Source organism: Blastococcus haudaquaticus, from assembly GCF_900230285.1.
Lineage (GTDB): Bacteria > Actinomycetota > Actinomycetes > Mycobacteriales > Geodermatophilaceae > Blastococcus_B > Blastococcus_B haudaquaticus.
The window spans coordinates 319,674-346,384 of the sequence record NZ_OCNK01000003.1; the positions used below are offsets into that span (position 1 = coordinate 319,674).

Sequence of the window (26,711 nt, forward strand, 5' to 3'; positions counted from 1 at the left end):
GCGGGACACACGCCGTCATTAGGTTCGTCGCCATGGCGGACCTCTTCGACGGCTACTCCCTCGGGGAGCAGTGGGACGAGATGTTCGCCCGCGTCTCCGAGCCGCGGGCCGCGTACGCCGGTCTGTTCGCGTCGCTGCAGCCCATGGCCGGCGAGGAACTGGCCGCCCGCGCCGACGTGCTCTCGCAGACCTACCGCGACGCGGGCGTCACCTTCGCCCACGCGGGGGAGGAGCAGCCGTTCCCCCTCGACATCGTGCCGCGGGTCATCGGCGCCGAGGAGTGGGCGGTCATCGAGCGCGGGGTGGCCCAGCGGGTGCACGCGCTGGAGGCCTTCCTCGCCGACGTCTACGGGGCCGGGCAGGTGTTCACCGACCGGGTCGTGCCACGCAGCGTGGTCACCACCAGCGCGCACTTCCACCGCCAGGCGCACGGGCTGGTGCCACCCAACGGCGTCCGCGTGCACGTCAGCGGCATCGACCTGGTGCGCGACGAGGCCGGCGACTTCCGCGTGCTCGAGGACAACCTGCGCTCGCCGTCGGGCGTCAGCTACGTCATCACCAACCGCGCGGCGATGAGCCAGGTCCTTCCGGAGCTCTTCGCCGACCACCGCATCCAGCCGGTCGCCGACTACCCGAGCCGGCTGCTCGCCGCGCTCAAGGCGTCCGCCCCGTCGAACGTCGCCGACCCCACGGTCGTCGTCCTCACCCCGGGCGTCTACAACTCCGCCTACTTCGAGCACGCGCTGCTGGCCCGCCAGATGGGCGTCGAGCTGGTGGAGGGCCGCGACCTCGTCTGCGCGGGCAACCAGGTCAGCATGCGGACGACGGACGGCCAGCAGCGGGTCGACGTCATCTACCGCCGGATCGACGACGAGTTCCTCGACCCGGTGCACTTCCGCCCCGACTCCGTGATCGGCTGCGCGGGCGTCCTGAACGCCGCCCGCGCCGGCCGGGTGACCATCGCCAACGCCGTCGGCAACGGCGTCGCCGACGACAAGCTGCTCTACACCTGGGTCCCCGACCTCATCCGCTACTACCTGGACGAGGAGCCGGTGCTGCAGAACGCCGACACCTACCGCCTGGACGAGCGGGACACCGTGGAGTGGGTGCTGGAGTCCCTCGACCAGCTGGTGCTCAAGCCGGTGGACGGGTCCGGCGGCAAGGGCATCGTCATCGGGCCGAAGGCGGACGAGAAGACGCTCGACGAGCTCGCGGTCAAGGTGCGGGCCCGTCCGCGGGACTGGATCGCGCAGAAGCCGATCGGCCTCTCCACCTGCCCGACGCTGATCGGCGGCCGGATCGCCCCCCGGCACGTGGACCTCCGGCCGTTCGCCATCAACGACGGCGACAAGGTGTGGGTGCTGCCCGGGGGGCTGACCCGGGTGGCGCTGCCCGAGGGGGAGCTGGTGGTCAACTCCAGCCAGGGTGGCGGCTCGAAGGACACCTGGGTGATCAGCCCGCCGCGGCAGGGCAACGGCGCAGGTGCGGACGACGACGCGGCTCCGGACCTGACGACGATCGAGTTCACCGCCGTCGACCTCCCCGACGACCCGCCGGCGCCGGACCCGGGCCCGCTGGGCGACACCGTGGTGGGCCAGGGTCAGCAGCAGCAGCAGGGGGCCTTCATGGCCAGTTCGGCCCCTCGGGGGACCAGGTGCTGAGCCGGATCGCGGAGTCGCTGTTCTGGATCGGCCGCTACGTGGAGCGCGCCGACGACACCGCCCGCATCCTCGACGTGCACACCCAGCGCCTGGTCGAGGACCCCTGGATCGACGAGCGCCGGGCCTGCTCGAACCTGCTGGGACTGATGGGCTCGCCCACGCCGGAGGCCGAGGCCGACACCGAGCGGGTGCTCGCCACCCTGGCGTTCGACCGGACCAGCCCCGGCTCGATCGTCGGCGCCCTGTCGGCGGCGCGGGAGAACGCCCGCGGCGCCCGCGAGGTGCTGAGCGCGGAGATCTGGGAGTCGCTCAACGTCACCCACAACGCCCTGCCGCAGCAGCGCACGATGGCCCGCCGCTACGGCCCGCACTCGCTGTTCCGCTTCGTCCGGGAACGCTCGGCGATGGTCTTCGGCCTGGCCGACTCCACGATGAGCCGCGACGAGAGCTGGCTGTTCCTCATCCTCGGCCGCTCGCTGGAGCGGGTGGACATGACCTCCCGGATCATCTCCACGCGCATCCTGGCCGGGGACGCCGCGCCGTCGTGGACGCTGGTGCTGCGCTCGACCGGTGCCTACGAGCCCTACCTGCGCACCTACCGCGGCATGGTGAACAGCAGCCGGGCGGCGGAGTTCCTGCTGCTGGACCGGCTGTTCCCGCGCTCGGTGTTCGCGGCCCTGGAGCAGGCGGAGGCGTGCCTGGCGGAGCTGGAGCGCTCCACCGTCCGCGACGCCGCCCGCGTCGGCGTGGCCGGCGAGGCGCACCGCATCGTGGGCCGCGCCCGCACGATGCTGGAGTTCATGAGCCCGCCCGAGCTGCTGACCGGTCTGCCCGCGCGGCTGGAGGAGCTGCAGCGCACCTCCTCGGCGGCCAGCGCCGCGGTGACCCACCGCTTCTTCACCGAGCAGGCGCCGCAGGTGTGGGTGCCGGAGGAGGCGGGATGACGCAGAGCCAGGCCCAGAGCCAGGTGGCCCATTCCCGGCCCGCTGCCCACCGCTGGCGGCTGCAGGTCGTGCACCGCACCCGGTTCCACTACACCGGGCAGGTCCGCTCCAGCTACAACGAGGCGCGGCTGACGCCGGAGAGCAGCAACCGGCAGACGACGCTGCGCTCCAAGGTCGAGATCGAACCGGCCGCGACCGCCTACGCCTACCGCGACTACTGGGGGTCGACGGTCACCGCGTTCGACCTGCACAGCCCGCACTCCGAGCTCGTCGTCACCGGGACGTCGATCGTGGAGGCCGGGCCCGACCTCGGCGGGCACGACCGCGTGGGCTGGAGCAGCCTCGCGGCCGGCGAGGTGCGCGCGCAGTTCGGCGAGCTGCTGAGCCCCACCCCGCTGACGGCCATGGACGACGAGGTGGTGGCCGAGGCGCGGGCAGCGGTCGGCGACGCCCGGCCGCAGCAGGCCGGCCGGGTGATCTGCGAGTTCGTCCGCGACCGCATCGGCTACCTCTCCGGGTCGACGAACGTGAAGACCAACGCCATGCAGGCCTGGAGCGCGGGCCAGGGGGTCTGCCAGGACATCTCCCACGTCACCGTGGGCCTGCTGCGGGCGCTCGGCCTGCCGGCGCGCTACGTCTCCGGCTACCTGCACCCCAGGCCCGGCGCGGAGATCGGTGTCCCGGTCACCGGCGAGAGCCACGCCTGGGTCGAGTGGTGGGACGGCGGCTGGAACGCCTACGACCCCACCAACGCCGTCGAGATCGGCACCCGGCACGTCACGCTCGGCCGGGGCCGCGACTACGGCGACGTCCCACCGTTCAAGGGCCTGTTCTCCGGGCCGAAGAGCGAGGGGCACACGGTGACGGTGGAGGTCACCCGCCTGGCCTGAGGTCCCGGCCGCGGACCTGGGACACTGGAGGCGATGAGCGCACCCCTGAACCTGGTCAACCTCGAGCGGGTGCACAAGGCACACGGCACGACCGTGATCCTCGACGACGTCTCCCTGGGCGTCGCCGCGGGCGAGCGGATCGGCGTCGTCGGCCGCAACGGCGGGGGCAAGAGCACCCTGCTGTCGCTGCTGACCGGCACCGACGAACCCGACTCCGGCCGGGTCACCCGCCGTGGCGACCTCGCCATGGGAGTCCTCGACCAGCTGGGCACCCTGCCGGTCGGGACGACGATCCGCGACGTCGTGCTGCCCACGACCATGTTCGCGAACGAGCACGAGTGGGCCGCCGACCCCGCGGTCCGCAGCGTGCTCGCCGGGCTGGAGCTCGACCGGATGGGCCTGGACGCGCCGGTGGCCCCGATGTCCGGTGGCGAGCGGCGCCGGGTCGCCCTGGCCGCGCAGCTGATCCGCCCGCTGGACCTGCTGGTGCTCGACGAGCCGACCAACCACCTGGACGTCGAGGGGGTCGCCTGGCTGGCCGAGTACGTCAACCAGCGGGCCGGCGGGCTGGTCGTCGTCACCCACGACCGGTGGTTCCTCGACGAGGTCTGCACCACGACGTGGGAGGTCGCCGGCGGCAGCGTGCACGCCTACGACGGCGGCTACTCGGCCTACACGCTCGCCCGTGCGGAGCGGGCGCGGATCTCCTCGGTCACCGAGGAGCGGCGCCAGAACCTGGTGCGCAAGGAGCTGGCCTGGCTGCGCCGCGGCCCGCCCGCCCGGACCAGCAAGCCGAAGTTCCGCATCGAGGCCGCGCAGGCGCTGATCGCCGACGAGCCCCCGGCGCGGGACACGATGGCGCTCAAGGGCTTCGCCGCCCGGCGGCTCGGCAAGACCGTCTACGACGTCGAGGACGTCGACTACGCGGTTCCCACCGACGACGGACCCCGCAGCCTGTTCCAGGACCTCACCTGGCACGTCGGCCCGGGCGACCGGATCGGGATCGTGGGCGTCAACGGCGCGGGCAAGACGTCGCTGCTGAAGCTGCTGGTCGGGGAGACGAAGCCGGACGCCGGGAGGGTCGTGGTCGGCCAGACCGTGGCACCGGCCTACCTCTCCCAGCACGTCACCGAGCTGCCCCCGCGCGCCCGGGTGCTGGAGGCCGTGCAGGACGTCGCCCGCATCGCCCGGATCGGCAACCAGGAGATCTCGGCATCCACGCTGGCCGAGCGGTTCGGCTTCGCGGCGAACCGGCAGTGGACGCCCGTCGGCGACCTCTCCGGCGGTGAGCGGCGGCGGCTCCAGCTGCTGCGGCTCCTCATGGCCGAGCCCAACGTGCTGGTGCTCGACGAGCCGACCAACGACCTCGACATCGACACGCTGACCGCGCTGGAGGACCTGCTCGACAGCTTCCCCGGCACGGTGCTCGTGGTCAGCCACGACCGGTACTTCGTCGACCGGGTCTGCGACAAGGTCGTCGCGCTCCTCGGCGACGGCACGCTGGCCGAGCTGCCCGGCGGGGTGGACGAGTACCTGCGGCGCCGGGCCGCGGGCGGGGCCCCGCTGACCACGGCCTCGGGCGACGGCGGGCCGCGGCCGGTCGGTTCGCCGTCGACGGCGGCACCCGCGGTCTCCGCGGCGGAGGCGAGGGCAGCGAAGAAGGAGGCCAGCCGGCTGGAGCGGCGCATGCTCAAGCTGGACGCCGACGAGAAGAAGCTGCACGCGCAGCTGGCGGAGGCCGCCGCCGACTACGCGAAGGCGGCCGCGCTGGACGCCGAGCTCAAGGCCGTGCACGCGGAGAAGGAACAGGTCGAGAACGACTGGCTGGCCGCGACGGAGCTCGCCGACGGCTGACCGGACGGGCCGGCGCACGGTGTCCTGACGACGCTCGTGCTCTGAGTCCGTGGGGACTCAGAGCTCGAGCGTGCCGGGGGAGCAGGGGGCAGGCGGCGGCCTCGGCGCGGCTGCCCTGGCCAGGCCGACGCGACCGCCGGGACGAGTGCCGAGAGCGGGCTTGTGACGCCCGGCGGGCGATGACGCGGGGCCGGTAACCTGGCGGCACCGCCGCTGGTGTCCGTCCGACGTCTGTGGTCGTCCCCGAGCCCCTCGAGACTCCCGGAGACCCGTGCTCGCTGTCCTGCTCCTCCACGTGGTGGCCGCCGTCCTGGCGCCCGTCCTCGTGCGGTGGTGGGGCCGGAACGCCTTCGTGCTGCTGGCGGCGGTGCCCGCGGCGGGCTTCGGCTGGGCGCTGACCCGCCTGGCCGCGGTCACCGACGGCGGCGAGGTCACCGAGACGATCCCGTGGGTCCCCGCCCTCGATCTCGACGTCGCCCTGCGGCTGGACGCCCTCTCGCTGACCTTCGCGCTGCTGGTCACCGGCGTCGGCGCGCTCGTGCTCCTCTACTGCGCCCGCTACTTCGAGCCCGGCGACGAGGGGACCGGCCGCTTCGCCGGCACCCTCACCGCGTTCGCCGGCTCCATGCTCGGCCTGGTCCTCGCCGACGACCTGCTGCTGCTCTACGTCTTCTGGGAGCTCACCACCGTCTTCTCCTACCTGCTCATCGGTGGGTCGGGGACCAAGCTCGCCGCCCGTCGCGCCGCCAGCCAGGCGCTGATCCTCACCACCGCGGGCGGGCTGGCCATGCTGATCGGGCTGATCATGCTGGGCGAGACCAGCGGGAGCTACCTGCTGTCGGAGGTCGTCGCCGAGCCGGGCAGCGGCCCGCTCCTGGTCGCGGGCACGATGCTCGTCCTCGCCGGAGCCGTGACCAAGTCGGCGATGATCCCGTTCCACTTCTGGCTGCCCGCCGCCATGGAAGCGCCCACCCCGGTCAGCGCGTACCTGCACGCCGCGGCGATGGTGAAGGCCGGCATCTACCTGGTGGCGCGGCTGGCTCCCGGCTTCGCCGACGTGCCGGGCTGGCGCCCGGTCCTGCTGGTCCTCGGGCTGGCCACCATGCTGGTGGGCGGGTACCGCGCGCTGCGGCAGAACGACCTCAAACTGCTGCTGGCCTTCGGCACGGTGAGTCAGCTCGGTTTCCTCATGGTGCTGGTCGGCGGCGGGAGCCGGGAGCTGGCCGCCGCCGGGCTGGCGATGACGCTGGCGCACGCGTTGTTCAAGTCCACGCTGTTCCTCACCGTCGGGGTGATCGACCACGCGACGGGGGTCCGCGACCTGCGCACGCTGTCCGGCCTGGGCCGCCGGCTCCCGGTGCTGGCCGTCATCGGCACGCTGGCTGCCGCCTCGATGGCCGGTCTGCCGCCGCTGCTGGGCTTCGTCGGCAAGGAGGCGGCGTTCACCGCGCTCCTGGACGGCGGCCTGCCCGACCGGACCGTCGCCGCGGCGGAGCTGGCCGGCCTGGTTCTGGGGTCGGTGATCACCGCCGCCTACACCGCGCGGTTCCTGTGGGGAGCCTTCGCGCGCAAACCCGGCCTCGCGCCGACCGAACCGGCCGAGCTGATCCACCCGCCCGGCGCGCTCTTCCTGGCCGCGCCCGCGGTCCTCGCCGTCGCCGGCCTCCTCGCCGGGCCCTTCAGCCCCGTCCTGGAGCCGCTGGTCGCGTCCTACGCCGACGGGCTGCCGCTCCTCGCGCCGGAGGCCGAGCAGCTCGCGTTGTGGCACGGGCTCCAGCCGGCGCTGCTGCTGTCGCTGCTCACCGTCCTCGGCGGCGCGCTCCTGTTCGCCGTCCGCCGCACGGTCTTCCGCACCCAGCGGCGGCTGGCGGTGGGCGCGTCGGCGGACGAGGGCTACTGGAACACGCTGCAGGCGCTCGATCGGCTGGCGGTCCTCGTCACCGGGACGACGCAGCGCGGCTCGCTGCCGGCCTACCTCGGTACGATCCTCGTCGTCGTGCTCGCCCTGCCGGGGGCGGTGCTGCTGTTCCGGGCCCCGTGGCCGGGGGAGTGGCGGGCGTGGGACACCCCCATCCAGGCCCTGGTCGGCGCGGTCGCGCTCATCGCCGCCGCTCTCGCGCTGCGCATCCGCCAGCGGCTCTCGGCAGTCCTCGTCGTGGGGGTCACCGGCTACGCGCTCGCGGTGCTCTTCGCGCTGCAGGGCGCCCCGGACCTCGCCCTCACCCAGTTCCTCGTCGAGACGCTCACCCTGGTCGTCTTCGTGCTGGTGCTGCGCAAGCTGCCGAAGGACATCGCCGAGCGGCACCGGCCCCGCGAGCGCGCCGTGCGCGGGGTCATCGCCGTCGCCGTCGGGACGCTGATGGCCGCCGCCGGCGCGGTGGCCATGAGCGTGCGCACCGCCACCCCGGTCTCGGTGGACTACCCGGAGGCCGCCTACGACTTCGGTGGTGGCCAGAACGTCGTCAACGTGACGCTCGTCGACATCCGGGCCTGGGACACGCTCGGCGAGATCTCCCTGGTCGTCGTGGCTGCGACCGGTGTGGCCAGCCTGGTGTTCCTGCGCAGGCGGACCGGCGCCGTCGAGCGGCTGGACCCGGTGGAGCTGGCCCGGCAGGAGCGCACGTCCCGCCGCGCACCCCGCGGGCAGTGGCTGGCCGCCTCCGCGGCGCTGGCCCCCGAGCGGCGGTCGGTGATCCTCGAGGTGATCACCAGGATCCTGTTCCACACCATCCTGGTCTTCTCGCTGTTCCTGCTCTTCAGCGGGCACAACGAGCCGGGCGGCGGGTTCGCCGGTGGCCTGGTCGCGGGCCTGGCGCTGGTGCTGCGCTACCTGGCCGGTGGCCGCTACGAGCTGGGCGAGGCCGCCCCCGTCGACCCCGGGCTCCTGCTCGGGGCCGGCCTGCTCTTCGCCGGGGGGACCGGCGTCGCCGGGCTGCTGCTGGGTGCGGACGTCCTCCAGACGGCGATCCTGCAGACCACCCTGCCGGTGCTCGGCGACGTCAAGCTGGTCACCTCGCTGTTCTTCGACATCGGCGTCTACCTGATCGTGGTGGGGCTCGTGCTCGACATCCTGCGGAGCCTCGGCGCCGAGCTGGACCGCCAGGTGGACGAGGACGACCCGATCGACGCCGCGCGCGGAGAGGTGATCGTCCGATGACCCCCACGATCGTCCTGCCGGTGATCATCGGTGGCCTCTACGCCGCCGGGGTGTACCTGCTGCTGGACCGCAGCCTCACCCGTGTGCTGCTCGGCTTCCTGCTGCTCGGCAACGCGACGAACCTGCTGCTGCTGTCCGCGGGCGGGCCGCCGGGGCTGGCGCCGATCCTGGGCTACGCCGAGCCGGACGAGATGAGCGATCCGCTGCCCCAGGCCCTCATCCTCACCGCGATCGTCATCACCTTCGGGATCGCGGCGTTCCTCCTCGCGATCATCTACCGCTCCTGGCGGTTGGTGCGTCAGGAGGTGATCGAGGTGGACGAGGAGGACCGCCGGGTGGCCCGCCGGTCGGACACCGACGCCGACGACATCGATCCGGACGACCTCGCCCCCGAGGACCGCCCGGCCATGCACGCCGACACCTTCGCGGCCGACGGCGACAGCGACGGGGACATCGAGCGCAAGCTGGCCGCCCGGTACGCGGGCATCCCGTCCGACGACGTCGACCTCCCCCCGACGCAGGGGAGCCGCCGGTGATCCGCGTCCTGACGCCGCTCCCGGTGCTGCTGCCGCTGCTCGGGGCGGCAGCGGCCCTGCTGGTCGGCGGCCGCCACCCGCGGGTGCAGCGCACGCTGAGCGTCCTGGTGCTCGCCGCGGTGCTCGCGGTGTCCGTCGCGCTGCTGCTGCTCGCCGACGCCGACGGCGCGGCCGCGGTCTCCGTCGGTGGCTGGCCGGTGCCGCTCGGCATCGTGCTGGTCGTCGACCGGCTGTCGGCGCTGATGCTCGTGGTCGCCGCGACCGTCGCGCTCGGGGTCCTGGTGTTCGCCGTGGGCCAGGGCGCCGCCGACGGCGACGAGGAGACGCCGATCTCGATCTTCCACCCCACGTTCCTGGTCCTCATCGCGGGCGTCGCGAACGCCTTCCTGGCCGGCGACCTCTTCAACCTCTACGTCGGCTTCGAGATCCTGCTGACGGCCAGCTACGTGCTGCTGACGCTCGGCGGGTCGGCGCCCCGCATCCGCGCCGGCATCACCTACATCGTCGTCAGCCTGCTGAGCTCGCTGCTCTTCCTCGCCGCCATCGGCCTCGTCTACGCGGCCACGGGCACGGTGAACATGGCGCAGCTGGCCGGCCGGCTCGCGGAGCTCCCCGACGGCACCCAGCTGCTGCTGCAGTCGATGCTGCTGATCGCCTTCTGCATCAAGGCGGCGGTGTTCCCGCTGTCGGCGTGGCTGCCCGACAGCTACCCCACCGCCCCCGCGCCGGTCACCGCGGTGTTCGCCGGGCTGCTGACCAAGGTCGGCGTGTACGCCGTCATCCGCACCCAGACCCTGCTGTTCCCCGGCGGCGCGCTCGACCAGGTGCTGATGTGGGCGGCGCTGGCGACCATGGTCGTCGGGATCCTCGGCGCGGTCGCCCAGACCGACATCCGCCGCATCCTGAGCTTCACGCTGGTGAGCCACATCGGCTACATGGTGTTCGGCATCGCCCTGGCCTCCTCCGCCGGGCTGGCGGGCGCCATCTTCTACGTGGTCCACCACATCGCCATCCAGACGACGCTGTTCCTGGTGGCCGGCCTGGTGGAACGGCAGGGCGGCTCGACCGGCGTCGACCGGCTCGGCGGCCTGGCGACGGCGTCCCCGCTGCTGGCGATCCTGTACTTCGTCCCCGCGATGAACCTCGCCGGCATCCCGCCCTTCTCCGGGTTCATCGGAAAGCTGGGACTCCTGGAGGCCGGCGTGGCCGACGGCGGCTGGCTGCCCCTCGTGCTGGTGGCCGGCGGCGCGCTCACGAGTCTGCTCACGCTGCTGGCGATCTCCCGGGTCTGGAGCCGCGCGTTCTGGCGGCCACCGGCGCAGTCGCCCGCCGACGACACGTCCGAGGCCGCCGCGGCCGACGCGGGCCCCGACCTGTCGCCCGGCCCGGAGCCGACCCCGGGTCAGCAGCAGGAAGCGGCCGGAGAGCCGGAGCCGGCGGTCACCGCCGGGGACGGCCGCGCGGACGCCCGACGGGCGGCGTGGGAGCGGCACACGGCCGTCGCCACGGCCACGTCGCCGGTCACGGACGGCCTCGGAGAGGAGGCCGAGCGGGAGCGTCCGCTGCGGCCCCTGCCCCGCGTGATGGTCGGGTCCACCGCGGTCATGGTCGCGGTGACCGTGGGGCTCACCGCGCTGGCGGGGCCGCTGTACGGGGTGGCCCAGCGGGCGGCGGACGACCTGCTGGACCGCACCCCGTACGTCTCGACGGTCTTCGGCGGGGAGGAGGTCCCGTGACGGGCGGCGCGGCGACCCCCGGGTTCGGGCACCAGCTGCGGCACCAGCTGCCGCTGCTGGTCTGGCTCGTGCTGGTCTGGAACCTGCTCTGGGGCACCTGGTCGTGGGCCAACCTGCTGAGCGGCATGCTGGTCGCCCTCGCCGTCACGCTGCTGCTGCCACTGCCCCCGGTGGTCGGCGGTGCCCGGGTGCGTCCGCTGCCCCTGCTGCGGTTCCTGGGCCATTTCCTCGTCGACCTGGTGAGCTCCGGAGCGCTGGTGGCGTGGCAGACCGTCCGCCCGCGGGGGATCGACCGGAGCGCGATCATCACCGTGCAGCTGCGTACGGACTCGGACCTGCTGCTGACCATCCTCACCGAGTCGCTGACGCTCGTGCCCGGGTCGATGGTCATCGAGCTCGACCGGGAGCGGCAGGTCATCGCGCTGCACGTCCTGCACGTGCAGGACGAGTCCGACGTCGAGCGCCAGCGCGCCGCGGTGCTCGCCGAGGAGGAACGCGTGGTCCGGGCCTTCGGCTCGCCGGACGAGATCGCGGCGCTGGACGCGGCGCCGGGGGAGAGCCCCGCCGGGACGGGGCGGAGGACGCCGTGACCGTCGTCTTCTGGTTCGCCTACGGGATGCTCGGGATCGGCGCCCTCCTCGCCCTGGTCCGCCTCGGCACGGGTCCGTCGCTGCTCGACCGGGTGGTGGCCACGGACACGCTGCTGGTGATCATCGCGGCCGGACTGGCCGTCCACGCGGGGCTGCAGCGCGACCCGACCGTCGTCCCGGTGCTGGTGGTGGTCTCCCTGCTGGCATTCGTCGGCTCGGTGTCGGTGGCCCGGTACATCGGCGGCATGCTGGTGGCCTCCACCGGTGACGGTCAGGACGTCGGGCTGCCGGAGGCGGCCGAGGAGAAGGCCGCCCGGGCAGCGGAGGGCGACCGATGAGCGCCGTGGAGGGCATCGGCGACGTGGTGGCCGTCGTCCTGCTGCTGCTGGGAGCGTTCCTGTGCCTCACCGCGGGGCTCGGCCTGGTGCGGTTCCCGGACGTCCTCACCCGGATGCACGCCGGCACCAAGCCGCAGGTGCTGGGTGTGCTGGCGATCATGGTCGGCGCGGCGATCCGGCTGCAGGGCTGGTCGGCCACCTGGATGCTGCTCCTGGTCGCCGCGTTCCAGATGCTGACCGCGCCGGTGAGCGCGCACATGATCAGCCGGGTGGCCTACCGCCGACGGCACGTGCGGCGGGACCGGCTGCTCGTGGACGAGCTGCACACCGGCGGCGAGGTGCGCGACAGCGTCTACCGCGGCGACGAGCCGGCGGACGCGCCGCCCGAGCAGCCGGCCGAGGCGCTCCTGCAGAGCCGCCGCGAGGACCGGGCCGACGGCAGGACCGCTCAGCCGCCGAGCTGACCGAGCCAGAACGGCAGTCCCTGGTCGTCCCGGCAGAGCGCGCCCAGCCCGTAGGATTGCCGCTCGATCTCACCGGCGTTCCCGCCGGCGGTCAGGACGGCGGCGACCGCGACCTCGATGTCGTCGACGGCGTACATGGGGACGGTGCCAGGCTCGCTGCTGCCGCCGCCGATGCCGACCATCGGTGAGGGTCCCTCGACCTGCCAGCCGTCGGGCACCCGTCCGGGCACGGCGGTCCAGCCGAGGACCGCGCCGTAGAAGTCCAGCGCCCGCCGGCCGTCGGGGACGTTGAGGGTGAGGTAGACGGGATCGCCGGGCCTCGGCGCCGGTGCGGCCGTCCCGGTGACCGACTGGACCATCCAGCGGTGGCCGTAGGGGTCGATGAGCCGGCCACCGCGGCCGTAGGGCTCGTCGGTGGCGGGCCGTTCGATCGTCGCTCCCGCGCTCTCGGCCCGGCTCATGACGGCGTCGACGTCGGGCACCGAGAGGTGGAGGGAGACCGGCGGCTTCGCGTCCCCGGGCCCCCGGAGGCCGTACTCCGGGTACTCGTCGGCGAGGTAGAGGGTGGCGCCGGCGATCTCCAGCTCCGCGTGGCCGACGCGGTCGCCGTCCAGGTAGGGGTCGCCGACGGTGTGGGCCCCGAAGGCCTCGGCGTACCAGCTGATCGCGGCGCGGGCGTCGCGGACGACGAGATAGGGGGTGATCGCGGACATGGTCGTCCTCCTCGGGGCTGCGGTGATGGTGGGACGCTGCTGGAGCAGTTCGCGGCTGAGCCGGTCACGCAGGGCGGCGGCGAACGCGGGGTCGGGGTCCACCGGGGTCGAGGGGCGGGCCAGCGACCGGAACGGCCGCTCGGGATCGGTCACGGGGCACCTCCCGGCTGCTCGGTGGACTCGTAGTGACGGCGGAACGCGGTGCGGGCGCGGACGAGCAGGGCCTCGGTGGCGTGGAGGGTGCGGCCGAGGTGTGCCGCGACCTGTGGCACGGGGAGGTCGTCGAGGTACCGCAGGGTGAGGGCGGCCCGGTGCGCGGGGGAGAGCTCCGCGAGGACCTGCTGCGCCCGCAGCGTGTCGAGTTCGTCGTCCCAGGGGTCCTCGCTGCGGTCGGCACCGCCGTCGAGCAGCCGCAGGCCCCGCTCCTCGCGCTCGAGCCGGCGCCAGTGGTCGACGAGCTTGTGCCGCGCGGTGCCGATCAGCCAGGGGACGGTCGTGCTGCCGCCGTCGTTCTCCGCGCGGACGGCGGCGAGGAACGTCTCCGCGGTGAGGTCCTCGGCCAGGGCGCGCTGGCCGCAGCGGGCCAGCAGGTAGCCGTAGACCTCGGGGAGCGCCCGGTCGTAGAGCGACAGCAGCCCGGGATCGGGCGGTGGCCCCACCGCGCGCGATCCCGGGCTGCTCATGTCCCTCCGTCGTCCGGGAGCCGGTTCCTCCGACGCCCTGACGGCAGAATTCCTACCGCTGCGCCCGGTTCACCGCCGAGACGACCGCGCGCAGGGAGGCGCTGACGATGTTCGGGTCGATGCCCACACCCCACAGGACGCGCTCGCCGACGGCGCACTCGACGTAGGCGGCGGCCTTGGCGTCCCCGCCGGCGGAGAGGGCGTGCTCGGCGTAGTCCAGGACGCGGACGTCGACGTCGAGGCTCCTCAGGGCGTCGACGAACGCGGCGATGGGTCCGTTGCCGCGCCCCTCGACCGTAACCGGGACGCCGTCGTCGACGAGCTCGACGGTCATCTCGTCGACGGTGTCGCCGTGCGCGGTGTGCCGGTGGCCGGCGAGCGAGAAGCGGCCCCACGGCGCCTCGGGGTCGGGCAGGTACTCGTTGCTGAACGCCGCCCACATCTGCTGGGCGGTGACCTCGCCGCCCTCGTCGTCGGTGTGCCGCTGGATGACGGCGCTGAACTCGATCTGCAGCCGGCGGGGGAGGTCCAGCTGGTTCTCGGTCTTCATGATGTAGGCGACGCCGCCCTTGCCGGACTGGCTGTTCACCCGGATGACGGCCTCGTAGCTGCGGCCGACGTCCTTGGGGTCGATCGGCAGGTACGGGACGGCCCACTGCACCTGGTCGACGGTGGTGCCGGCTGCCGCCGCGTCGGCGGCGAGTGCGGTGAAGCCCTTGTTGATGGCGTCCTGGTGGGAGCCGGAGAAGGCGGTGTAGACGAGGTCGCCCCCGTACGGGTGGCGCTCGTGGACGCCGAGCTGGTTGCAGTACTCGACGGTGCGGCGGATCTCGTCGATGTCGGAGAAGTCGATCTGCGGGTCGATGCCCTGGCTGAACAGGTTCAGGCCGAGGGTCACCAGGTCGACGTTGCCGGTGCGCTCGCCGTTGCCGAACAGACAGCCCTCGATGCGGTCGGCACCGGCGCGGTAGCCGAGCTCCGCGGCGGCGACGGCGGTGCCCCGGTCGTTGTGCGGGTGCAGGCTCAGGACGACGGAGTCGCGGCGGCCCAGGTTGCGGTGCATCCACTCGATCTGGTCGGCGTAGACGGTCGGCTCGGCCATCTCGACGGTCGCCGGCAGGTTGAGGATGGTCGGCCGTTCGGGGGTGGGCTCCCAGACGTCGGTGACGGCGTTGCAGATCTCGACGGCGAAGTCGAGCTCGGTCCCGGTGAAGGACTCGGGGGAGTACTCGAAGTAGATCTCCGTGTCGCCCATCTGCTCGGCCAGCTTGCGCACCAGCTCCGCGCCGTGGACGGCGATGTCGATGATCCCGGCGCGGTCGGAGCCGAAGACGACCCGGCGCTGCAGGGTGCTGGTGGAGTTGTAGAGGTGGACGATCGCCTGCTTCGCGCCGCGCAGGGACTCGAAGGTGCGCTCGATCAGCTCGTCGCGGGCCTGGGTCAGCACCTGGATGGTGACGTCGTCGGGGACCAGGTCGTCCTCGATGAGCTGGCGGACGAAGTCGAAGTCGGTCTGGCTCGCGGCGGGGAAGCCGACCTCGATCTCCTTGTAGCCCATCCGGACCAGGAGCTCGAACATCCGACGCTTGCGGTCGGGCGTCATGGGGTCGATCAGGGCCTGGTTGCCGTCGCGCAGGTCGACGGCGCACCACCGCGGGGCGACCGTGGTGGTCTTCTCCGGCCACGTGCGGTCGGGCAGGGCGACGGGCGTGAACGGGGTGTAGCGGTGGATCGGCATCCGCGAGGGCTGCTGCGGATTGCGTGCATGGGGATGGGCGGAGTGGCGGTGTGCGGCGGTCACGGTGTGGCTCCTCTGGCGCGGGCTGGACTCAGCTCCGGTGGGGCGGTCAGCAGGCGCCGGGAACGCACTCGATCACGGCAGGTCACCGCGGCGAGGGGGCCGACCTAGGAGAGGGCCTCGCCGCGGCTCATAAGCAGGAGGCTGCCGCGCACGTGCCCACGGTAGCAGCGGGTCAGCCGACGTCGCACGAACACGGGCAGCCCTCGGCGTGGACCGGCCGCCCGCTCCAGTCCTCGAGGTCGTCGCACCCGCTCAGGCAGTGGCACTCGAAGAACTCGGGCAGCCGTCGGGACTCCCCGGCGAGGCAACGGCGCTCGCGGTCCTCGTCCCGCCGGCGCCGTCGCACCGCCGCCCGTTCGGCCGCCCGTTCCTCCGGTGAGTCGCCGGGCTGCGGGAGCTGGTGGTCCTCGGGAGTGCCGACCCGACGCCGGACCGCGTCCCGCAGCCGTCGGTCGCGGTCGAACGTGTACCAGGGGCGGGCGCGGCCGTAGTGGTGGTCGTCGTGCCACCAGCCCTGGTCGCTGTACCGGGTGTCGAGATGGGCGGGAAACCGGCGGTCCGCCCTGTCCCGGACGGCCTGCGACGACATCGGCGCCACCTCCTGACCTTCTCCGTCGACGAGGGCGACGGTCAGGCCCGCCTGAGCCGCCGCCCGGACGAGGGCGCCGGTGGGAAGGTCGGACGCGTTCCGCTCGGCGCGGGCGATCGCCGACTGCGAGATCCCGCACGCCCGGGCCAGCTCCCGCTGCGACAGGTCGGCCAGACGTCGGATGCGACGGAGCGCGCCGGCGAGGTCGAACGTCACGCAGCAGATGCTGCGGTGCGCGGGACGCCCAGGACGTCGGGACGGCGATCGGTGGACGGACCCAGCTCCTGTGGGCACACCGCACCGCACCGCACCGTCGGACCGAGGCTCGGGGGCGTCTCCCGGAACCTCGTGCTCTGAGTCGCCGGGGACTCAGAGCCCGAGGTTCCCGGCACCCCCTCAGGTGCGCGCCTGCACCGGCGGGGGGTCACGGGTGCGGGTGCGGTGCGGGGTGCGGGGTGCGGGGTGCGGTGCGGGGGGCGGTGCGGGTCACGGGTGCGGGGTGCAGGTGCCGTGCCCGTGCCGCCGACGTCCGCCTGCACAATCCTCCCGGGCACTGGGCGACGAGGGGTACGGCGGTATGACAGGCAGACCGGCCGGGGGGCGCCGCCAGGAACCCGACGGGCCGACGCGGTCGGAGCGACTGCTCCGTGGCACCTGGATCGTCGCGGCCTTCCTCGCCGTGCTGATGGGGGTGTTCGTCGTCCCGATCCAGTTCATCGACGCTCGCGACACGGCCAGGGCGCAGCGGATCGAGAGCAGCGACGCCGAGGCCTACCCGGTCCTCGAGATCCGGCAGCGGGTCGGGAGCACCCGCACCGGCTACGTGGTGGAGGAGCAGGTCGCGACCTACCGGTCGCCGGCGGGCACGGCCACGGTCGAGCTGCGCAGTTACGACTCGAGTGCGGTCGTCCGGGATGAGGAGGGCTGGTTCGCGGTGCCGGTCCGCGGCGGCCCCGCGGAGGTGTTCGTGTCCGACGACGGCCGCACGGGCTACCTGGCCGAGGACTACCGGCTCCTCCTGGACGGCGGGTACGACGGCCTCTACCGGGCGGCCGACTCCTGGATCGGTGGCTGGGCCCTCGTCGGCCTGGGCACTCTGACGTGGTTGTCGGTGCGGCGCACCCGTCGCGGGGTGACGTCCGGACGGCGGGCCGTGCTCGCGCCTGCGCTGTACTGCGCCGTGGCCGCGGGTCTGGTCCCGCTGGCGTACGGGGTCTCCCTCCTGCTGGACGCGTGATCGGGGCCCGAGCTGGGGGCCGGGACCTCGCACGGGCCCGGCGCGAGGATCAGAAGTCCTTCTTCAGCCGGAGCCGCAGCGGCCGGCCGTCGGGGTCGTCGAGCAGGCGGTAGACCGGGGTCGCCCAGAGGCGGGTGTACCAGGGCAGTCGCTCGGCGTGGTGCTCGCGCAGCCGACCCGGTGGGCGGGGCCCCTGCCGACCGCCGGCGTGCCATGCGTCGAGGGCGGCCGCCCGCTCGACCAGGGTCTCGACGAAGCGTCCGGGGTCGAGGACGAGGTCGTCCTCGCTCCCGTCGGCGGCGAGGTCCAGGTGCTCGCGCGCCAGGGCCAGGCGCAGGTCGCGCGCGAAGGTCCGGGCACCCTCGCCGGTGCCCGCAGGGTCCCGCGGCTCGCGCTCGTCCCGGGTGCTGTCCAGGACGGTGCTGGACAGCTCGCTGTCGTGGGTCCAGGAGCGCCGGTTGAAGTTGTCGCTGCCGACGCTGGCCCACATGTCGTCGGCGACGCAGACCTTGGCGTGCACGTAGACCGGCGTCCCGGCGTGGTTCTCGACGTCGAAGACGTGCACCCGCCCTTCCCCCGCCTTCCGGCACATCTCGATCGCCTGCCAGCGGCCCACGTACTGCGGCCGCTCCGCGAACGCACCGTCCTGGTCGGGCACCCGGGGCACGACGACGACCAGGTGCAGCTCCGGGTGGTCGGCCAGCGCCTCGGCGAACAGGCGGGCCACCTCGGCCGACCACATGTACTGGTCCTCGAGGTAGATCAGCCGCCGGGCACGCTTGATCGCCTTGGTGTAGCCCCGCGCGACCGACCGCTCGCCGTCCGGAGCGAAGTCGTAGGGCGGCCGGATCGCGGGATAGGTCCGCAGGTTCTGCACGAAGTGCGGTCCGCACTCCGGCGGTGGCGGCAGCTGGGGCGGCAGGGGGTCGGCGTGCAACCGGGCGTCGTGCAGCTTGTCGTGGATCCAGGCCAGCGGATGGTCCGCGTCCGGGCTGTTGGGGTCGTCCCAGCGCTCCCGGAACACCGTGTCGAGCACGTGCACGGCCGGCCCCCGGATCTGCAGCTGCACGTCGTGCCACGGCGGGTTCCGCCCGTACGCGGCGGCCATCGGCAGCGCCTGCGGGTCACCTAGGTGCTCGGCGTCATCCCGGCGGGAGTAGCAGAGGTCGATCCCGCCGACGAAGGCGATGTCCTTCGACGGGTCCTCGTCGTGCCGCAGCACCACCATCTTCTGGTGGTGGCTGCCCATCCGGCGGATCCGCTGGTCGAGGATCACCTCTCCGCCGCCGTGCTCGATCTCCCGGTCCAGCGAGCGGTTCGACTCCTTGTTCATCTGCACGGCCTGCATGTGGGAGCGCCAGACCAGCCCGCGGACGCAGACCCCGCGCTGCACGGCCTCGGTGAACAGCTCGGCCACCGTGGGCCCGTCCTCGCGCAGCTTCTCGTCGGGGTCGCCGCGCCAGTCGGTGAAGAACAGGTGGTCTCCCGCGTTCAGCGAGCGCACCTCGTCGACCAGCCGGTCGAAGTAGGCGACCCCGTGCAGCAGGGGCTCGGCGAGGTTCCCCGCCGTCCACCCGGGCACCGCGGTATGGGGGTTGCCGCGCTCCTCGGCGGTCAGCAGCCACTGCTCCGGTTCGTCCACCGGATGATCACAACGCGCTGGTGGCGGGGGCGCAACAAACGGTGCGCCGGTGCACATCGGTAGCCTTGGGAGCCGTGGCCCTCGTCGTCCAGAAGTACGGCGGTTCCTCCGTCGCCTCCGCAGAGCACATGAAGCGTGTCGCCGAGCGGATCGTCAGCGCGAAGAAGAACGGTGACGACGTCGTCGTGGTCGTCTCCGCGATGGGCGACAGCACCGACGAACTGCTCGACCTGGCCGGTCAGATCACCGACGACCCGCCCGGTCGCGAGCTCGACATGCTGCTCACCGCGGGGGAGCGGATCTCGATGGCGCTGCTCGCCATCGCCATCTCCACCCACGGCTACGAGGCGCGGTCGTTCACCGGGTCGCAGGCCGGCGTCATCACCACCGGCAGCCACGGCAAGGCCCGCATCATCGACGTCACCCCGGGTCGGCTGCGCTCCGCGCTGGACGAGGGCTCGATCGTCATCGTCGCCGGGTTCCAGGGCGTCAGCCAGGACACCAAGGACATCACCACCCTCGGCCGCGGTGGCTCCGACACCACCGCCGTCGCCGTCGCCGCGGCCCTGCGCGCGGACGTCTGCGAGATCTACACCGACGTGGACGGCGTCTTCACCGCCGACCCGCGGATCGTCCCGAACGCCAAGCGGCTGGACACCATCACCTACGAGGAGATGCTCGAGCTGGCCGCCTCGGGGGCCAAGGTGCTCATGCTGCGGTGCGTCGAGTACGCCCGCCGCTACGGCATCCCCGTGCACGTCCGCAGCTCCTACTCACACCTTCCCGGCACGATCGTGTCCGGCTCGATGGAGGACCTCCCGGTGGAACAGGCGATCATCACGGGCGTCGCGCACGACCGCTCCGAAGGCAAGATCACCGTCTACGGGGTGCCCGACCGGCCGGGCGAGGCCGCGCAGCTGTTCCGGGTCCTGGCCGACGCCGAGATCAACATCGACATGATCGTGCAGAACGTGTCGGCCGGAGCCAGCAAGCTCGCCGACATCTCCTTCACGCTGCCCAAGAGCGACGGCCCCACGGCCATCGCGGCGCTGGAGAAGGTCAAGCACACGGTCGGCTACACCGAGGTGGAGTTCGACCAGCACATCGGCAAGGTGTCGCTCGTCGGCGCGGGCATGCGCTCGCACCCGGGCGTCTCCGCCAAGTTCTTCGGCGCGCTGGCCGACGCCGGCGTGAACCTCGAGCTGATCAGCACCTCGGAGATCCGCATCTCCGTGGTCTGCCGCGACACCGACGTCGACATCGCCGTCCGCGCGGTGCACGACGCCTTCGACCTCGGCTCCGACGTCGAGGCAGTGGTCTACGGAGGGACCGGACGATGAGCATGCGCCCCCTGCACATCGGGATCGTCGGCGCGACCGGCCAGGTCGGCGCGGCGATGCGCTCGATCCTCGCCGAGCGGGACCTCCCGATCGCGTCGATCCGCTTCTTCGCCTCCGCCCGCTCCGCCGGGACCACCCTGCCCTGGGGGGACGGCGAGATCACGGTCGAGGACGCCGCCACCGCCGACCCGACCGGGCTGGACGTGGCGCTGTTCTCCGCCGGCGCCACCACGTCGCGCGCGCAGGCCCCCCGCTACGCCGCGGCCGGGGTCACGGTGATCGACAACAGCTCGGCGTTCCGGCGTGACCCGGAGATCCCGCTGGTCTGCAGCGAGGTGAACCCCGGCGACATCGCGAAGGCCTCCGGCCGGATCATCGCCAACCCGAACTGCACCACCATGGCCGCGATGCCGGTGCTCAAGCCGCTGCACGACGAGGCCGGCCTGGTCCGCATCGTCGCCAGCACCTACCAGGCGGTCTCGGGCTCCGGGATCGCCGGCGTGCAGGAGCTGCACTCCCAGGCGAAGGCCGTCGTCGACAAGGCCGACGAGCTGGCCTACGACGGCACCGCGGTGACCTTCCCCGACCCGGTGAAGTACGTCGCGCCGATCGCGTTCAACGTGCTGCCGATGGCCGGCTCGGTCGTCGACGACGGCTCGTTCGAGACCGACGAGGAGCAGAAGCTCCGCAACGAGAGCCGCAAGATCCTCGGCATCCCCGATCTGCGGGTCTCGGGCACCTGCGTGCGCGTGCCGGTCTTCACCGGTCACTCGCTCTCGTTGAACGTCGAGTTCGAGCGCCCGATCAGCGTCGAGCGGGCCACCGAGCTGCTGTCGGCCGCTCCCGGTGTCGAGCTCTCCGACGTCCCGACCCCGCTGCACGCGGCCGGCCGCGACCCGAGCTACGTCGGCCGGATCCGCCAGGACCAGAGCGTCGACGGCGGCCGCGGCCTGGTGCTGTTCGTCAGCAACGACAACCTCCGCAAGGGCGCCGCGCTCAACACCGTCCAGATCGCCGAGCTGATCGCTACGACACTGTGACCCTCCGGGTCACACCGCGGCCAGGAGCCGTCCCCCTGCTGCGTTGAGCCGCTCAGTGATACCCGGCGGGAGCCCTCCGGGCCCCGCGCCGGGTCTCACCGGCCTACGGCTTCACGTGCTTCAGGGCGAACGCGAGCGCGACCTCGACCTGGCGGATGGTCTCCTCGATGACCAGCGATCCGTGCCCGGCGTCGAACCGGTAGACCTCGTGCTCCTTGCCGAGCTCCTCCAGGCGACCCAGGTAGTTGTCGATCTGCCGGATCGGGCAGCGCGGGTCGTTCGCGCCCGCGACCACGAGCACCGGCGCGGCGACGGCGTCCACGTAGGTGATCGGGGAAGAGCGCACGTACACGTCGCGCACCTCCTCCGGTGACCCGCCGAACAGCGCGCGGTCGTAGGCCCGGAGGCCCTCCATCTCGTCCTCGTAGGCGGCCAGGTAGTCGGCGACCGGCACCTCGGCGATACCCGCCGCCCACCGCTCCGGCTGCGTCCCGAGACCGAGCAGCGTCAGGAAACCGCCCCACGAGCCGCCGGTCAGCAGCGCCCGCTCGCGGTCGAGGAACCCCTCGGCCAGCAGGGCGTCGTAGACGGCGGCGACGTCCTCGAGCTCGGTGAGCCCGGGCCGGCCGGTGAGCGCGTCCCGCCACACCGACCCGTAGCCGGTGGACCCGCGGTAGTTCACGTGCACGACGGCGTACCCGGCGTCCACGTAGGCCGCGCGGCGGGCGCGGTAGGAGTCGTCGTCGGCGGCCTCGGGACCGCCGTGGACGAGGAACGCCGTCGCGTACGGCGGCGGGCCCTCGGGACGGACGACGAGGGCGTGGATGTCGCCACCCGGGCCGGGCACCCACCGGTCCTCGACCGGGTAGGCGGCGGGCGGCTCCTCGTCGGCGACCGCCAGGACGACGGGACCGTCGGCGCGGCGGATCACCGGGGGCAGCTCGGCCGACGACCAGGCCAGCTCCACGGTGCCGTCCGGGCGGGCGGTGGCTCCGCGCACGACACCCGGCGGGGTCTCCAGCTTCTCCAGTGCCCCGGTGGCCAGGTCGTAGCGGTAGATCTCGCTCCGGGCGGCGTGGTCGTGCCCGACCAGCAGCGCCGAGCCGTCCGGGTAGAAGCCCGCCGTCACGTCACCGGGCAGGTCGAGGACGATCTCGGTCTCGGTGTCGGCCTCGACATCCCAGATGAGCAGCTCCTCGCGGCCGCGACGTTCGTGCCCCACCAGCAGGCGCCGGTCGTCGGGCAGCGGACCGAACTCCAGCGCGTGCAGGCCGCGGCCCTCGCCGTCCCACTTCTCCGCGACGACCGCGGGGGAGTCCTCGGTGGTGTCGGCCGTCCGCAGGACCCTCAGCGCGGGGTAGCGCGGGTCGCCGTGCTCGGAGTGCGAGACCACCAGCAGCGCGTCGTCCCGCGTGAGCGCGTCCACCGACGCCGGGTCGGCGTGCCGGTAGATCACCCGCGGCGAGCCGTCGGCGGGCGCCAGCCACAGCTCGCTGCCGTCGTCCGTGGACCGCCCGATCGCCACCAGCGTGCGGCCGACCTCCAGCCCGGCGGGGTAGGCCGGCTCCACCTCGTCGACGGCGACCGCGTCGGGACCGCCGCCGAACGGCTGGGTCATCCACACGCCGAACTCGTCGCCGTCGGTGTCGGCGAACCACCAGATCGTCTCGCCGTCCGGGCTCAGCGTCGCGATCAGCGTGCCGTTCGGCCGGTCGGTGATCTTCCGGTGCTCGCCGGTGTCCCGGTCCCAGGCGTACTGCTCCACGACGCCGCTGAGGTCGGAGGAGTAGACGTTCCGCTGCGGCGCATCGAGCGCCCAGTCGGGCAGGGACACCCGCGGCGCGCGGAAGCGGGCCTGCCAGCGGGCGGTGACCTCGGGCGGGAGAGCGGGCTGCTGGGCGGCGCCAGGAGAAGAAAGGGCGGTCACCGCCCTATCTTCCCCCGGCGCCCGCTCCGGCCACCGTGGTGCCCCGGTCCGCGTCGTCGTCCTCGTCCACCCGCCGTCGCTCGGCGGCCGCGTCGCGCACGTCGCCGATGAGCCGCTCCAGCACGTCCTCCAGGGCGACGATCCCCCGGGTGCGGCCACCTTGGTCGACCCTCCCCATGTGGGTTCCCGCCCTGCGCATGGCGGCGAGCACGTCGGGGAGGTCCTCGTCGGCCCGCAGCTCGACGAACGGCGTGATGTGCTCGGCGGCGATCGGCTCGTCCCGGGCGTCGCGACCGGCGTCGAGCACGTCCTTGACGTGCACGAACCCCAGCAGCTCTCCCTGGCTCCCGCCGACCGGGTAGCGGCTGAACCCGTACTCCGCCACGGCCGCCTCCAACTGCCGCGGGGTGGTGCTGCGCGGCACGCAGATCACCTCGTCCATCGGCAGCAGCACGGCGTCGATGTCGTGCTGCTCGAAGGTGAGCGCGCCGGCGACCAGCTCGCCCACCTCGTCGCCCAGCCGGCCTTCGCGGCGTGACTGGGTGACCATCGACCGGATCTCCGTCTCGTCGAAGCTCGCCGCCACCTCGTCGGTGGGCTGCACCCCGAACAGCCGGACGAATGCGTTGGCCAGGGTGTTGAAGAACCAGATGAAGGGCCGCAGCACGCGCACGAGCGCCGCGAGCGGGGGGCCGAGGGCCAGGGCGGCGCGGTCCGGGCCGGCCAGGGTGATGTTCTTGGGCACCATCTCGCCCAGGACCATGTGCAGCACGGTCACCAGCGCGAGGGCGATCGTGAGGGAGATCGGGTGCAGCAGGCCCTCGGGCAGGTGCGCCGCCTCGAGCGGCACCTCGATGAGGTGGGCGATCGCCGGTTCGCCGACGGCGCCCAGGCCCAGCGAGCAGAGGGTGATGCCCAGCTGCGCGCCGGCCATCATCTCGCTGACGTTGCGGATGGCGGCCAGGGTCTTCACGGCCCGCGCCGAGCCGGCCTCGGCGCGCGGCTCGATCTGGTCGGCGCGGGTGGAGACCAGGGCGAACTCGGCGGCGACGAAGAACGCGTTGCCCAGGAGCAGGGCCACCAGGACGAGGAGGCTGACGACGGTCACGCTGCCAGCTCCACGCGCTCGGCGGAGGTGACGTCGGCGCGGACGCGGGCGACACGGCGGCCCTCGACCGTCTCGACGGTGAGCGTCACGCCGTCGAGCTCGACCGTGTCGCCGGACTCGGGCAGCTTCTGCAGCTGCTCGGCGAGGAACCCGGCGACCGTCTCGTACCTGCCCTCGGGGATGGGTACGCCGGTGCGCTCGAGCACCTCGTCCGGCCGCAGCAGGCCCGACAGCAGCCAGGTGTCGTCGTCGAGCCGGCGCAGGGTGCGCAGCGGGCGGTCGGTCTCGTCGGCGATCTCCCCGACCAGCTCCTCGACGATGTCCTCGAGCGTGACGATCCCGTGGGTGGCGCCCCACTCGTCGACGACCAGCGCCATCTGCAGTCCCTGGTCGCGCAGCAGGTCCAGCAGCCGCTCCAGCTGCAGCGACGACGGCACGGCGAGCACCGGCGAGGAGAGCTCTCCGGCGGTGCGTCGCCCGCGATCGGCCTCGGGGACCGCGACGGCGTGCTTGACGTGGACGATGCCCGTGACCTCGTCGAGGTCGGAGCCGTACACGGGGAAGCGGGAGTTGCCGGACATGACGGCGGCCTCGATCACCTCGGCGGCGGTGGCGCTGGCCCGCAGGGTCCACAACCGGGTGCGCGGGGTCATGACGTCGGTGGCGTACTTGCTGCCCAGCCGGAGCGAGCGCTGCAGCAGGCGCGCCGCCACGGGGGAGAGGTCCCCCTCCTCGGCCGACCGGCGGGCCACCGCGGCCAGCTCGTCGGCGCCGCGGGCGGTGTCCAGTTCCTCGCGGGGCTCGAAGCCGAGCCGGCGCACGATCCAGTTCGCCAGGCCCTGGAGCGCGCCCACCAACCAGCCGAAGACCCGCGTGAAGGCACGCATCCCGGGCGCGACGAAGGCGGCGACGGCCATCGGGTTGGCGATGGCCAGGTTCTTGGGACCCAGCTCCCCGAGCAGCATCTGCAACGTGGTGGCGAGGGCGATCGCCAGGCCGATGGAGATGCCCATCGCGGTCGCCTGTGGCAGCCCCAGCGCCTCCAGCGGCCCGCGCAGCAGCCCGCCGATCGCCGGCTCGGCGAGGTAGCCCACCACCAGCGTGGTCAGCGTGATCCCGAGCTGGGCGGCCGACAGCTGGGTGGACAGGGTCTGCAGGGCGCGGACGACGGCCCGGCCGCGGGCGTCGCCGTCGGCAGCGGCCTCCTCGGCCCGGCCGCGGTCGACGGTGGTCAAGGAGAACTCGGCGGCGACGAAGAAGCCGGTGAAGGCTGTCAGCACCACGGCGGCGAGCAGGAGCAGCCATTCGGTCATCGCCCACTCGGTGCCCGCTGCGGACCACGCCCAACCGGAACGAGACGGGAACGACTCAGGGGCCGCCATGTGGCGGCCCCTGAGCCGGTGGTCGGGGTGACAGGATTTGAACCTGCGGCCTCGTCGTCCCGAACGACGCGCGCTACCAAGCTGCGCCACACCCCGAGGCCGTGGACGAGTCTAGCGGGGTCTCATCTCAGGCGTCCCGGGGGGTGAGGGTGAGCAGCGTCGCCTCCGGCGGGCAGGCGAAGCGCAGGGGTGCGTAGGGGCTGGTGCCCAGGCCCGCCGAGATGTGCAGCCAGGTACCGGACGGGTGCTCCGCCGTCGGCTCCGCCCAGCGGTGCAGCCACCGGACGCGATCGCGGTCGATGCCGCAGTTGGTGACGAGGGCGCCGTAGAACGGCACCCGCAACTGGCCGCCGTGGGTGTGCCCGCAGAGCAGCAGGTCGTACCCGTCGGCGGCGAAGCGGTCCAGGACCCGTGGCTCGGGTGAGTGCGCCAGCCCGATCCGGACGTCAGCGGTGGCATCGGCCGGCCCCGCGACCAGGTCGTACCGGTCGCGCTTCAGGTGGGAGTCGTCGACGCCCGCGAAGGCGATCCGCCGTCCGCCGACGGTGAGCTCGCCGGCCGCGTTGGTGAGGTCCAGCCACCCACGGGCCAGCATCCCGTCGCGGAGGTCGCGCCACGGCAGCTCGGTCCCGTGCACCCGCTTGTGGTCGGGCCAGAAGTACTTCAGCGGGTTCTTCGGACGGGGGGCGTAGTAGTCGTTGCTGGCCAGGACGAACGCGCCCGGCCGGTCCATCAGCGGGTCCAGCGCCTCCAACGTGCCCGGCACGGCGTCGAAACCGGCCAGGTTGTCCCCGGTGTTGATCACGACGTCGGGCTCGAGGTCCGCGAGCCCGGCGACCCACTCCTGCTTGGACCGCTGGTGGGCCGTCATGTGCAGGTCGGAGATCTGCAGGATCCTCAGCGGCGCGGACCCCGGGGCCAGCACCGGGACGTCGAAGCGGCGGAGCGTCCACCGCGTGCGCTCGTACAGCCCGGCGTAGGCGGTGGCCGCCGCGCCGGACGCGACGGCGGCGGCGGGGAGGGCGGTGTACCAGCGCACGGTCGGAGAGCCTACGTGCGCGGTCCGTGCGCGCACCGTG

Annotated in this window: 22 protein-coding genes and 1 tRNA gene; 13 read left to right on the forward strand and 10 right to left on the reverse strand. The window is 73.2% G+C overall.

The window, feature by feature from the left end:
* Positions 1-32: 32 nt before the first annotated feature.
* From CRP30_RS12890 to mnhG, 10 genes are all read left to right on the forward strand, one after another.
* Positions 33-1,661 (forward strand): circularly permuted type 2 ATP-grasp protein, encoded by a 1,629-nt coding sequence (locus CRP30_RS12890; RefSeq protein ID WP_097184378.1) that lies wholly within the window; start codon positions 33-35, stop codon positions 1,659-1,661.
* Complete coding sequence (locus tag CRP30_RS12895; RefSeq protein ID WP_097184379.1) at positions 1,655-2,605, forward strand: alpha-E domain-containing protein; 951 nt, start codon at positions 1,655-1,657, stop codon at positions 2,603-2,605. Before CRP30_RS12890 ends, CRP30_RS12895 begins: the two co-directional genes overlap by 7 nt.
* Positions 2,602-3,495 carry a transglutaminase family protein gene (locus CRP30_RS12900; protein WP_097184380.1) on the forward strand — a complete coding sequence of 298 codons (894 nt, stop codon included), beginning with the start codon at positions 2,602-2,604 and terminating at the stop codon, positions 3,493-3,495. Before CRP30_RS12895 ends, CRP30_RS12900 begins: the two co-directional genes overlap by 4 nt.
* Before the next feature lie 33 nt (positions 3,496-3,528).
* Positions 3,529-5,349 carry an ABC-F family ATP-binding cassette domain-containing protein gene (locus tag CRP30_RS12905; RefSeq protein WP_097184381.1) on the forward strand — a complete coding sequence of 607 codons (1,821 nt, stop codon included), beginning with the start codon at positions 3,529-3,531 and terminating at the stop codon, positions 5,347-5,349.
* A gap of 271 nt (positions 5,350-5,620) precedes the next feature.
* Entirely contained in the window at positions 5,621-8,506 is a 2,886-nt protein-coding gene (locus CRP30_RS12910) for a Na+/H+ antiporter subunit A (protein WP_097184382.1), read from the forward strand.
* Entirely contained in the window at positions 8,503-9,042 is a 540-nt protein-coding gene (locus CRP30_RS12915) for a Na(+)/H(+) antiporter subunit C (RefSeq protein ID WP_097184383.1), read from the forward strand. Before CRP30_RS12910 ends, CRP30_RS12915 begins: the two co-directional genes overlap by 4 nt.
* A complete protein-coding gene (locus tag CRP30_RS12920; protein ID WP_200814734.1) occupies positions 9,039-10,778 on the forward strand; it encodes a Na+/H+ antiporter subunit D in 1,740 nt (579 codons plus the stop codon). Before CRP30_RS12915 ends, CRP30_RS12920 begins: the two co-directional genes overlap by 4 nt.
* The gene (locus tag CRP30_RS12925) at positions 10,775-11,368 is read left to right on the forward strand and encodes a Na+/H+ antiporter subunit E (protein ID WP_097184384.1); all 594 of its coding nucleotides are present in this window, start codon (positions 10,775-10,777) and stop codon (positions 11,366-11,368) included. Before CRP30_RS12920 ends, CRP30_RS12925 begins: the two co-directional genes overlap by 4 nt.
* Entirely contained in the window at positions 11,365-11,706 is a 342-nt protein-coding gene (locus tag CRP30_RS12930) for an MrpF/PhaF family protein (protein WP_097184385.1), read from the forward strand. The genes CRP30_RS12925 and CRP30_RS12930 overlap by 4 nt, the downstream gene beginning before the upstream one ends.
* On the forward strand, positions 11,703-12,170 hold the full coding sequence (gene mnhG, locus CRP30_RS12935) for a monovalent cation/H(+) antiporter subunit G (RefSeq protein ID WP_097184386.1): 468 nt from the start codon (positions 11,703-11,705) through the stop codon (positions 12,168-12,170). Before CRP30_RS12930 ends, mnhG begins: the two co-directional genes overlap by 4 nt.
* On the opposite strand, the gene CRP30_RS12940 is transcribed toward mnhG, so the two are convergent.
* The 4 genes from CRP30_RS12940 to CRP30_RS12955 all read right to left on the reverse strand — a co-directional run bounded on the left by CRP30_RS12940 (position 12,155) and on the right by CRP30_RS12955 (position 16,172).
* Positions 12,155-13,036: a VOC family protein gene (locus CRP30_RS12940; protein ID WP_097184387.1), complete on the reverse strand. Its 882-nt coding sequence runs from the start codon at positions 13,034-13,036 to the stop codon at positions 12,155-12,157. The genes mnhG and CRP30_RS12940 overlap by 16 nt on opposite strands.
* Positions 13,033-13,566 carry an RNA polymerase sigma factor gene (locus CRP30_RS12945; RefSeq protein ID WP_097184388.1) on the reverse strand — a complete coding sequence of 178 codons (534 nt, stop codon included), beginning with the start codon at positions 13,564-13,566 and terminating at the stop codon, positions 13,033-13,035. The genes CRP30_RS12940 and CRP30_RS12945 overlap by 4 nt, the downstream gene beginning before the upstream one ends.
* A 52-nt stretch (positions 13,567-13,618) precedes the next feature.
* Positions 13,619-15,367 carry a 2-isopropylmalate synthase gene (gene leuA, locus CRP30_RS12950; RefSeq protein WP_235003368.1) on the reverse strand — a complete coding sequence of 583 codons (1,749 nt, stop codon included), beginning with the start codon at positions 15,365-15,367 and terminating at the stop codon, positions 13,619-13,621.
* 172 nt (positions 15,368-15,539) lie between these two features.
* The gene (locus CRP30_RS12955) at positions 15,540-16,172 is read right to left on the reverse strand and encodes a helix-turn-helix domain-containing protein (RefSeq protein ID WP_159961730.1); all 633 of its coding nucleotides are present in this window, start codon (positions 16,170-16,172) and stop codon (positions 15,540-15,542) included.
* Positions 16,173-16,533: 361 nt separating this feature from the next.
* Here CRP30_RS12955 and CRP30_RS12960 point away from each other — a divergent pair, with 361 nt between their 5' ends.
* Positions 16,534-17,193 carry a hypothetical protein gene (locus CRP30_RS12960; RefSeq protein WP_097184391.1) on the forward strand — a complete coding sequence of 220 codons (660 nt, stop codon included), beginning with the start codon at positions 16,534-16,536 and terminating at the stop codon, positions 17,191-17,193.
* 49 nt (positions 17,194-17,242) lie between these two features.
* On the opposite strand, the gene CRP30_RS12965 is transcribed toward CRP30_RS12960, so the two are convergent.
* Positions 17,243-18,835: a phospholipase D family protein gene (locus CRP30_RS12965; RefSeq protein WP_200814735.1), complete on the reverse strand. Its 1,593-nt coding sequence runs from the start codon at positions 18,833-18,835 to the stop codon at positions 17,243-17,245.
* Between the two features lie 74 nt (positions 18,836-18,909).
* Here CRP30_RS12965 and CRP30_RS12970 point away from each other — a divergent pair, with 74 nt between their 5' ends.
* Together CRP30_RS12970 and CRP30_RS12975 are read left to right on the forward strand one after the other, a co-directional pair.
* Positions 18,910-20,175, forward strand: a complete 1,266-nt coding sequence (locus CRP30_RS12970) for an aspartate kinase (RefSeq protein ID WP_097184393.1) — start codon at positions 18,910-18,912, stop codon at positions 20,173-20,175.
* Positions 20,172-21,215, forward strand: coding sequence for an aspartate-semialdehyde dehydrogenase (locus CRP30_RS12975; protein ID WP_235003369.1), 1,044 nt, complete (start codon positions 20,172-20,174; stop codon positions 21,213-21,215). The genes CRP30_RS12970 and CRP30_RS12975 overlap by 4 nt, the downstream gene beginning before the upstream one ends.
* 103 nt (positions 21,216-21,318) lie before the next feature.
* Here the strand turns inward: CRP30_RS12975 and CRP30_RS12980 are convergent, their stop codons facing one another.
* The 5 genes from CRP30_RS12980 to CRP30_RS13000 form a co-directional block, all read right to left on the reverse strand.
* Positions 21,319-23,142 carry a S9 family peptidase gene (locus CRP30_RS12980; RefSeq protein ID WP_097184395.1) on the reverse strand — a complete coding sequence of 608 codons (1,824 nt, stop codon included), beginning with the start codon at positions 23,140-23,142 and terminating at the stop codon, positions 21,319-21,321.
* 4 nt (positions 23,143-23,146) lie between these two features.
* On the reverse strand, positions 23,147-24,250 hold the full coding sequence (locus tag CRP30_RS12985) for a hemolysin family protein (protein ID WP_097184396.1): 1,104 nt from the start codon (positions 24,248-24,250) through the stop codon (positions 23,147-23,149).
* Entirely contained in the window at positions 24,247-25,563 is a 1,317-nt protein-coding gene (locus tag CRP30_RS12990) for a hemolysin family protein (protein ID WP_159961733.1), read from the reverse strand. Before CRP30_RS12990 ends, CRP30_RS12985 begins: the two co-directional genes overlap by 4 nt.
* 88 nt (positions 25,564-25,651) lie before the next feature.
* Positions 25,652-25,728 (reverse strand) — tRNA-Pro (locus CRP30_RS12995).
* Between the two features lie 31 nt (positions 25,729-25,759).
* Complete coding sequence (locus CRP30_RS13000; protein WP_097184398.1) at positions 25,760-26,671, reverse strand: metallophosphoesterase; 912 nt, start codon at positions 26,669-26,671, stop codon at positions 25,760-25,762.
* Positions 26,672-26,711 lie beyond the last annotated feature (40 nt).

Excerpts from the sequence above, each read along its gene's own strand:
- mnhG (WP_097184386.1), top strand. The coding sequence starts at position 11,703 with ATGAGCGCCGTGGAGGGCATCGGCGACGTGGTGGCCGTCGTCCTGCTG.
- CRP30_RS12915 (WP_097184383.1), top strand. The coding sequence starts at position 8,503 with ATGACCCCCACGATCGTCCTGCCGGTGATCATCGGTGGCCTCTACGCC.
- CRP30_RS12890 (WP_097184378.1), top strand. The coding sequence starts at position 33 with ATGGCGGACCTCTTCGACGGCTACTCCCTCGGGGAGCAGTGGGACGAG.
- CRP30_RS12990 (WP_159961733.1), bottom strand. The coding sequence starts at position 25,563 with ATGACCGAATGGCTGCTCCTGCTCGCCGCCGTGGTGCTGACAGCCTTC.
- CRP30_RS12900 (WP_097184380.1), top strand. The coding sequence starts at position 2,602 with ATGACGCAGAGCCAGGCCCAGAGCCAGGTGGCCCATTCCCGGCCCGCT.
- CRP30_RS12960 (WP_097184391.1), top strand. The coding sequence starts at position 16,534 with ATGACAGGCAGACCGGCCGGGGGGCGCCGCCAGGAACCCGACGGGCCG.
- CRP30_RS12905 (WP_097184381.1), top strand. The coding sequence starts at position 3,529 with ATGAGCGCACCCCTGAACCTGGTCAACCTCGAGCGGGTGCACAAGGCA.
- CRP30_RS12945 (WP_097184388.1), bottom strand. The coding sequence starts at position 13,566 with ATGAGCAGCCCGGGATCGCGCGCGGTGGGGCCACCGCCCGATCCCGGG.
- CRP30_RS12975 (WP_235003369.1), top strand. The coding sequence starts at position 20,172 with ATGAGCATGCGCCCCCTGCACATCGGGATCGTCGGCGCGACCGGCCAG.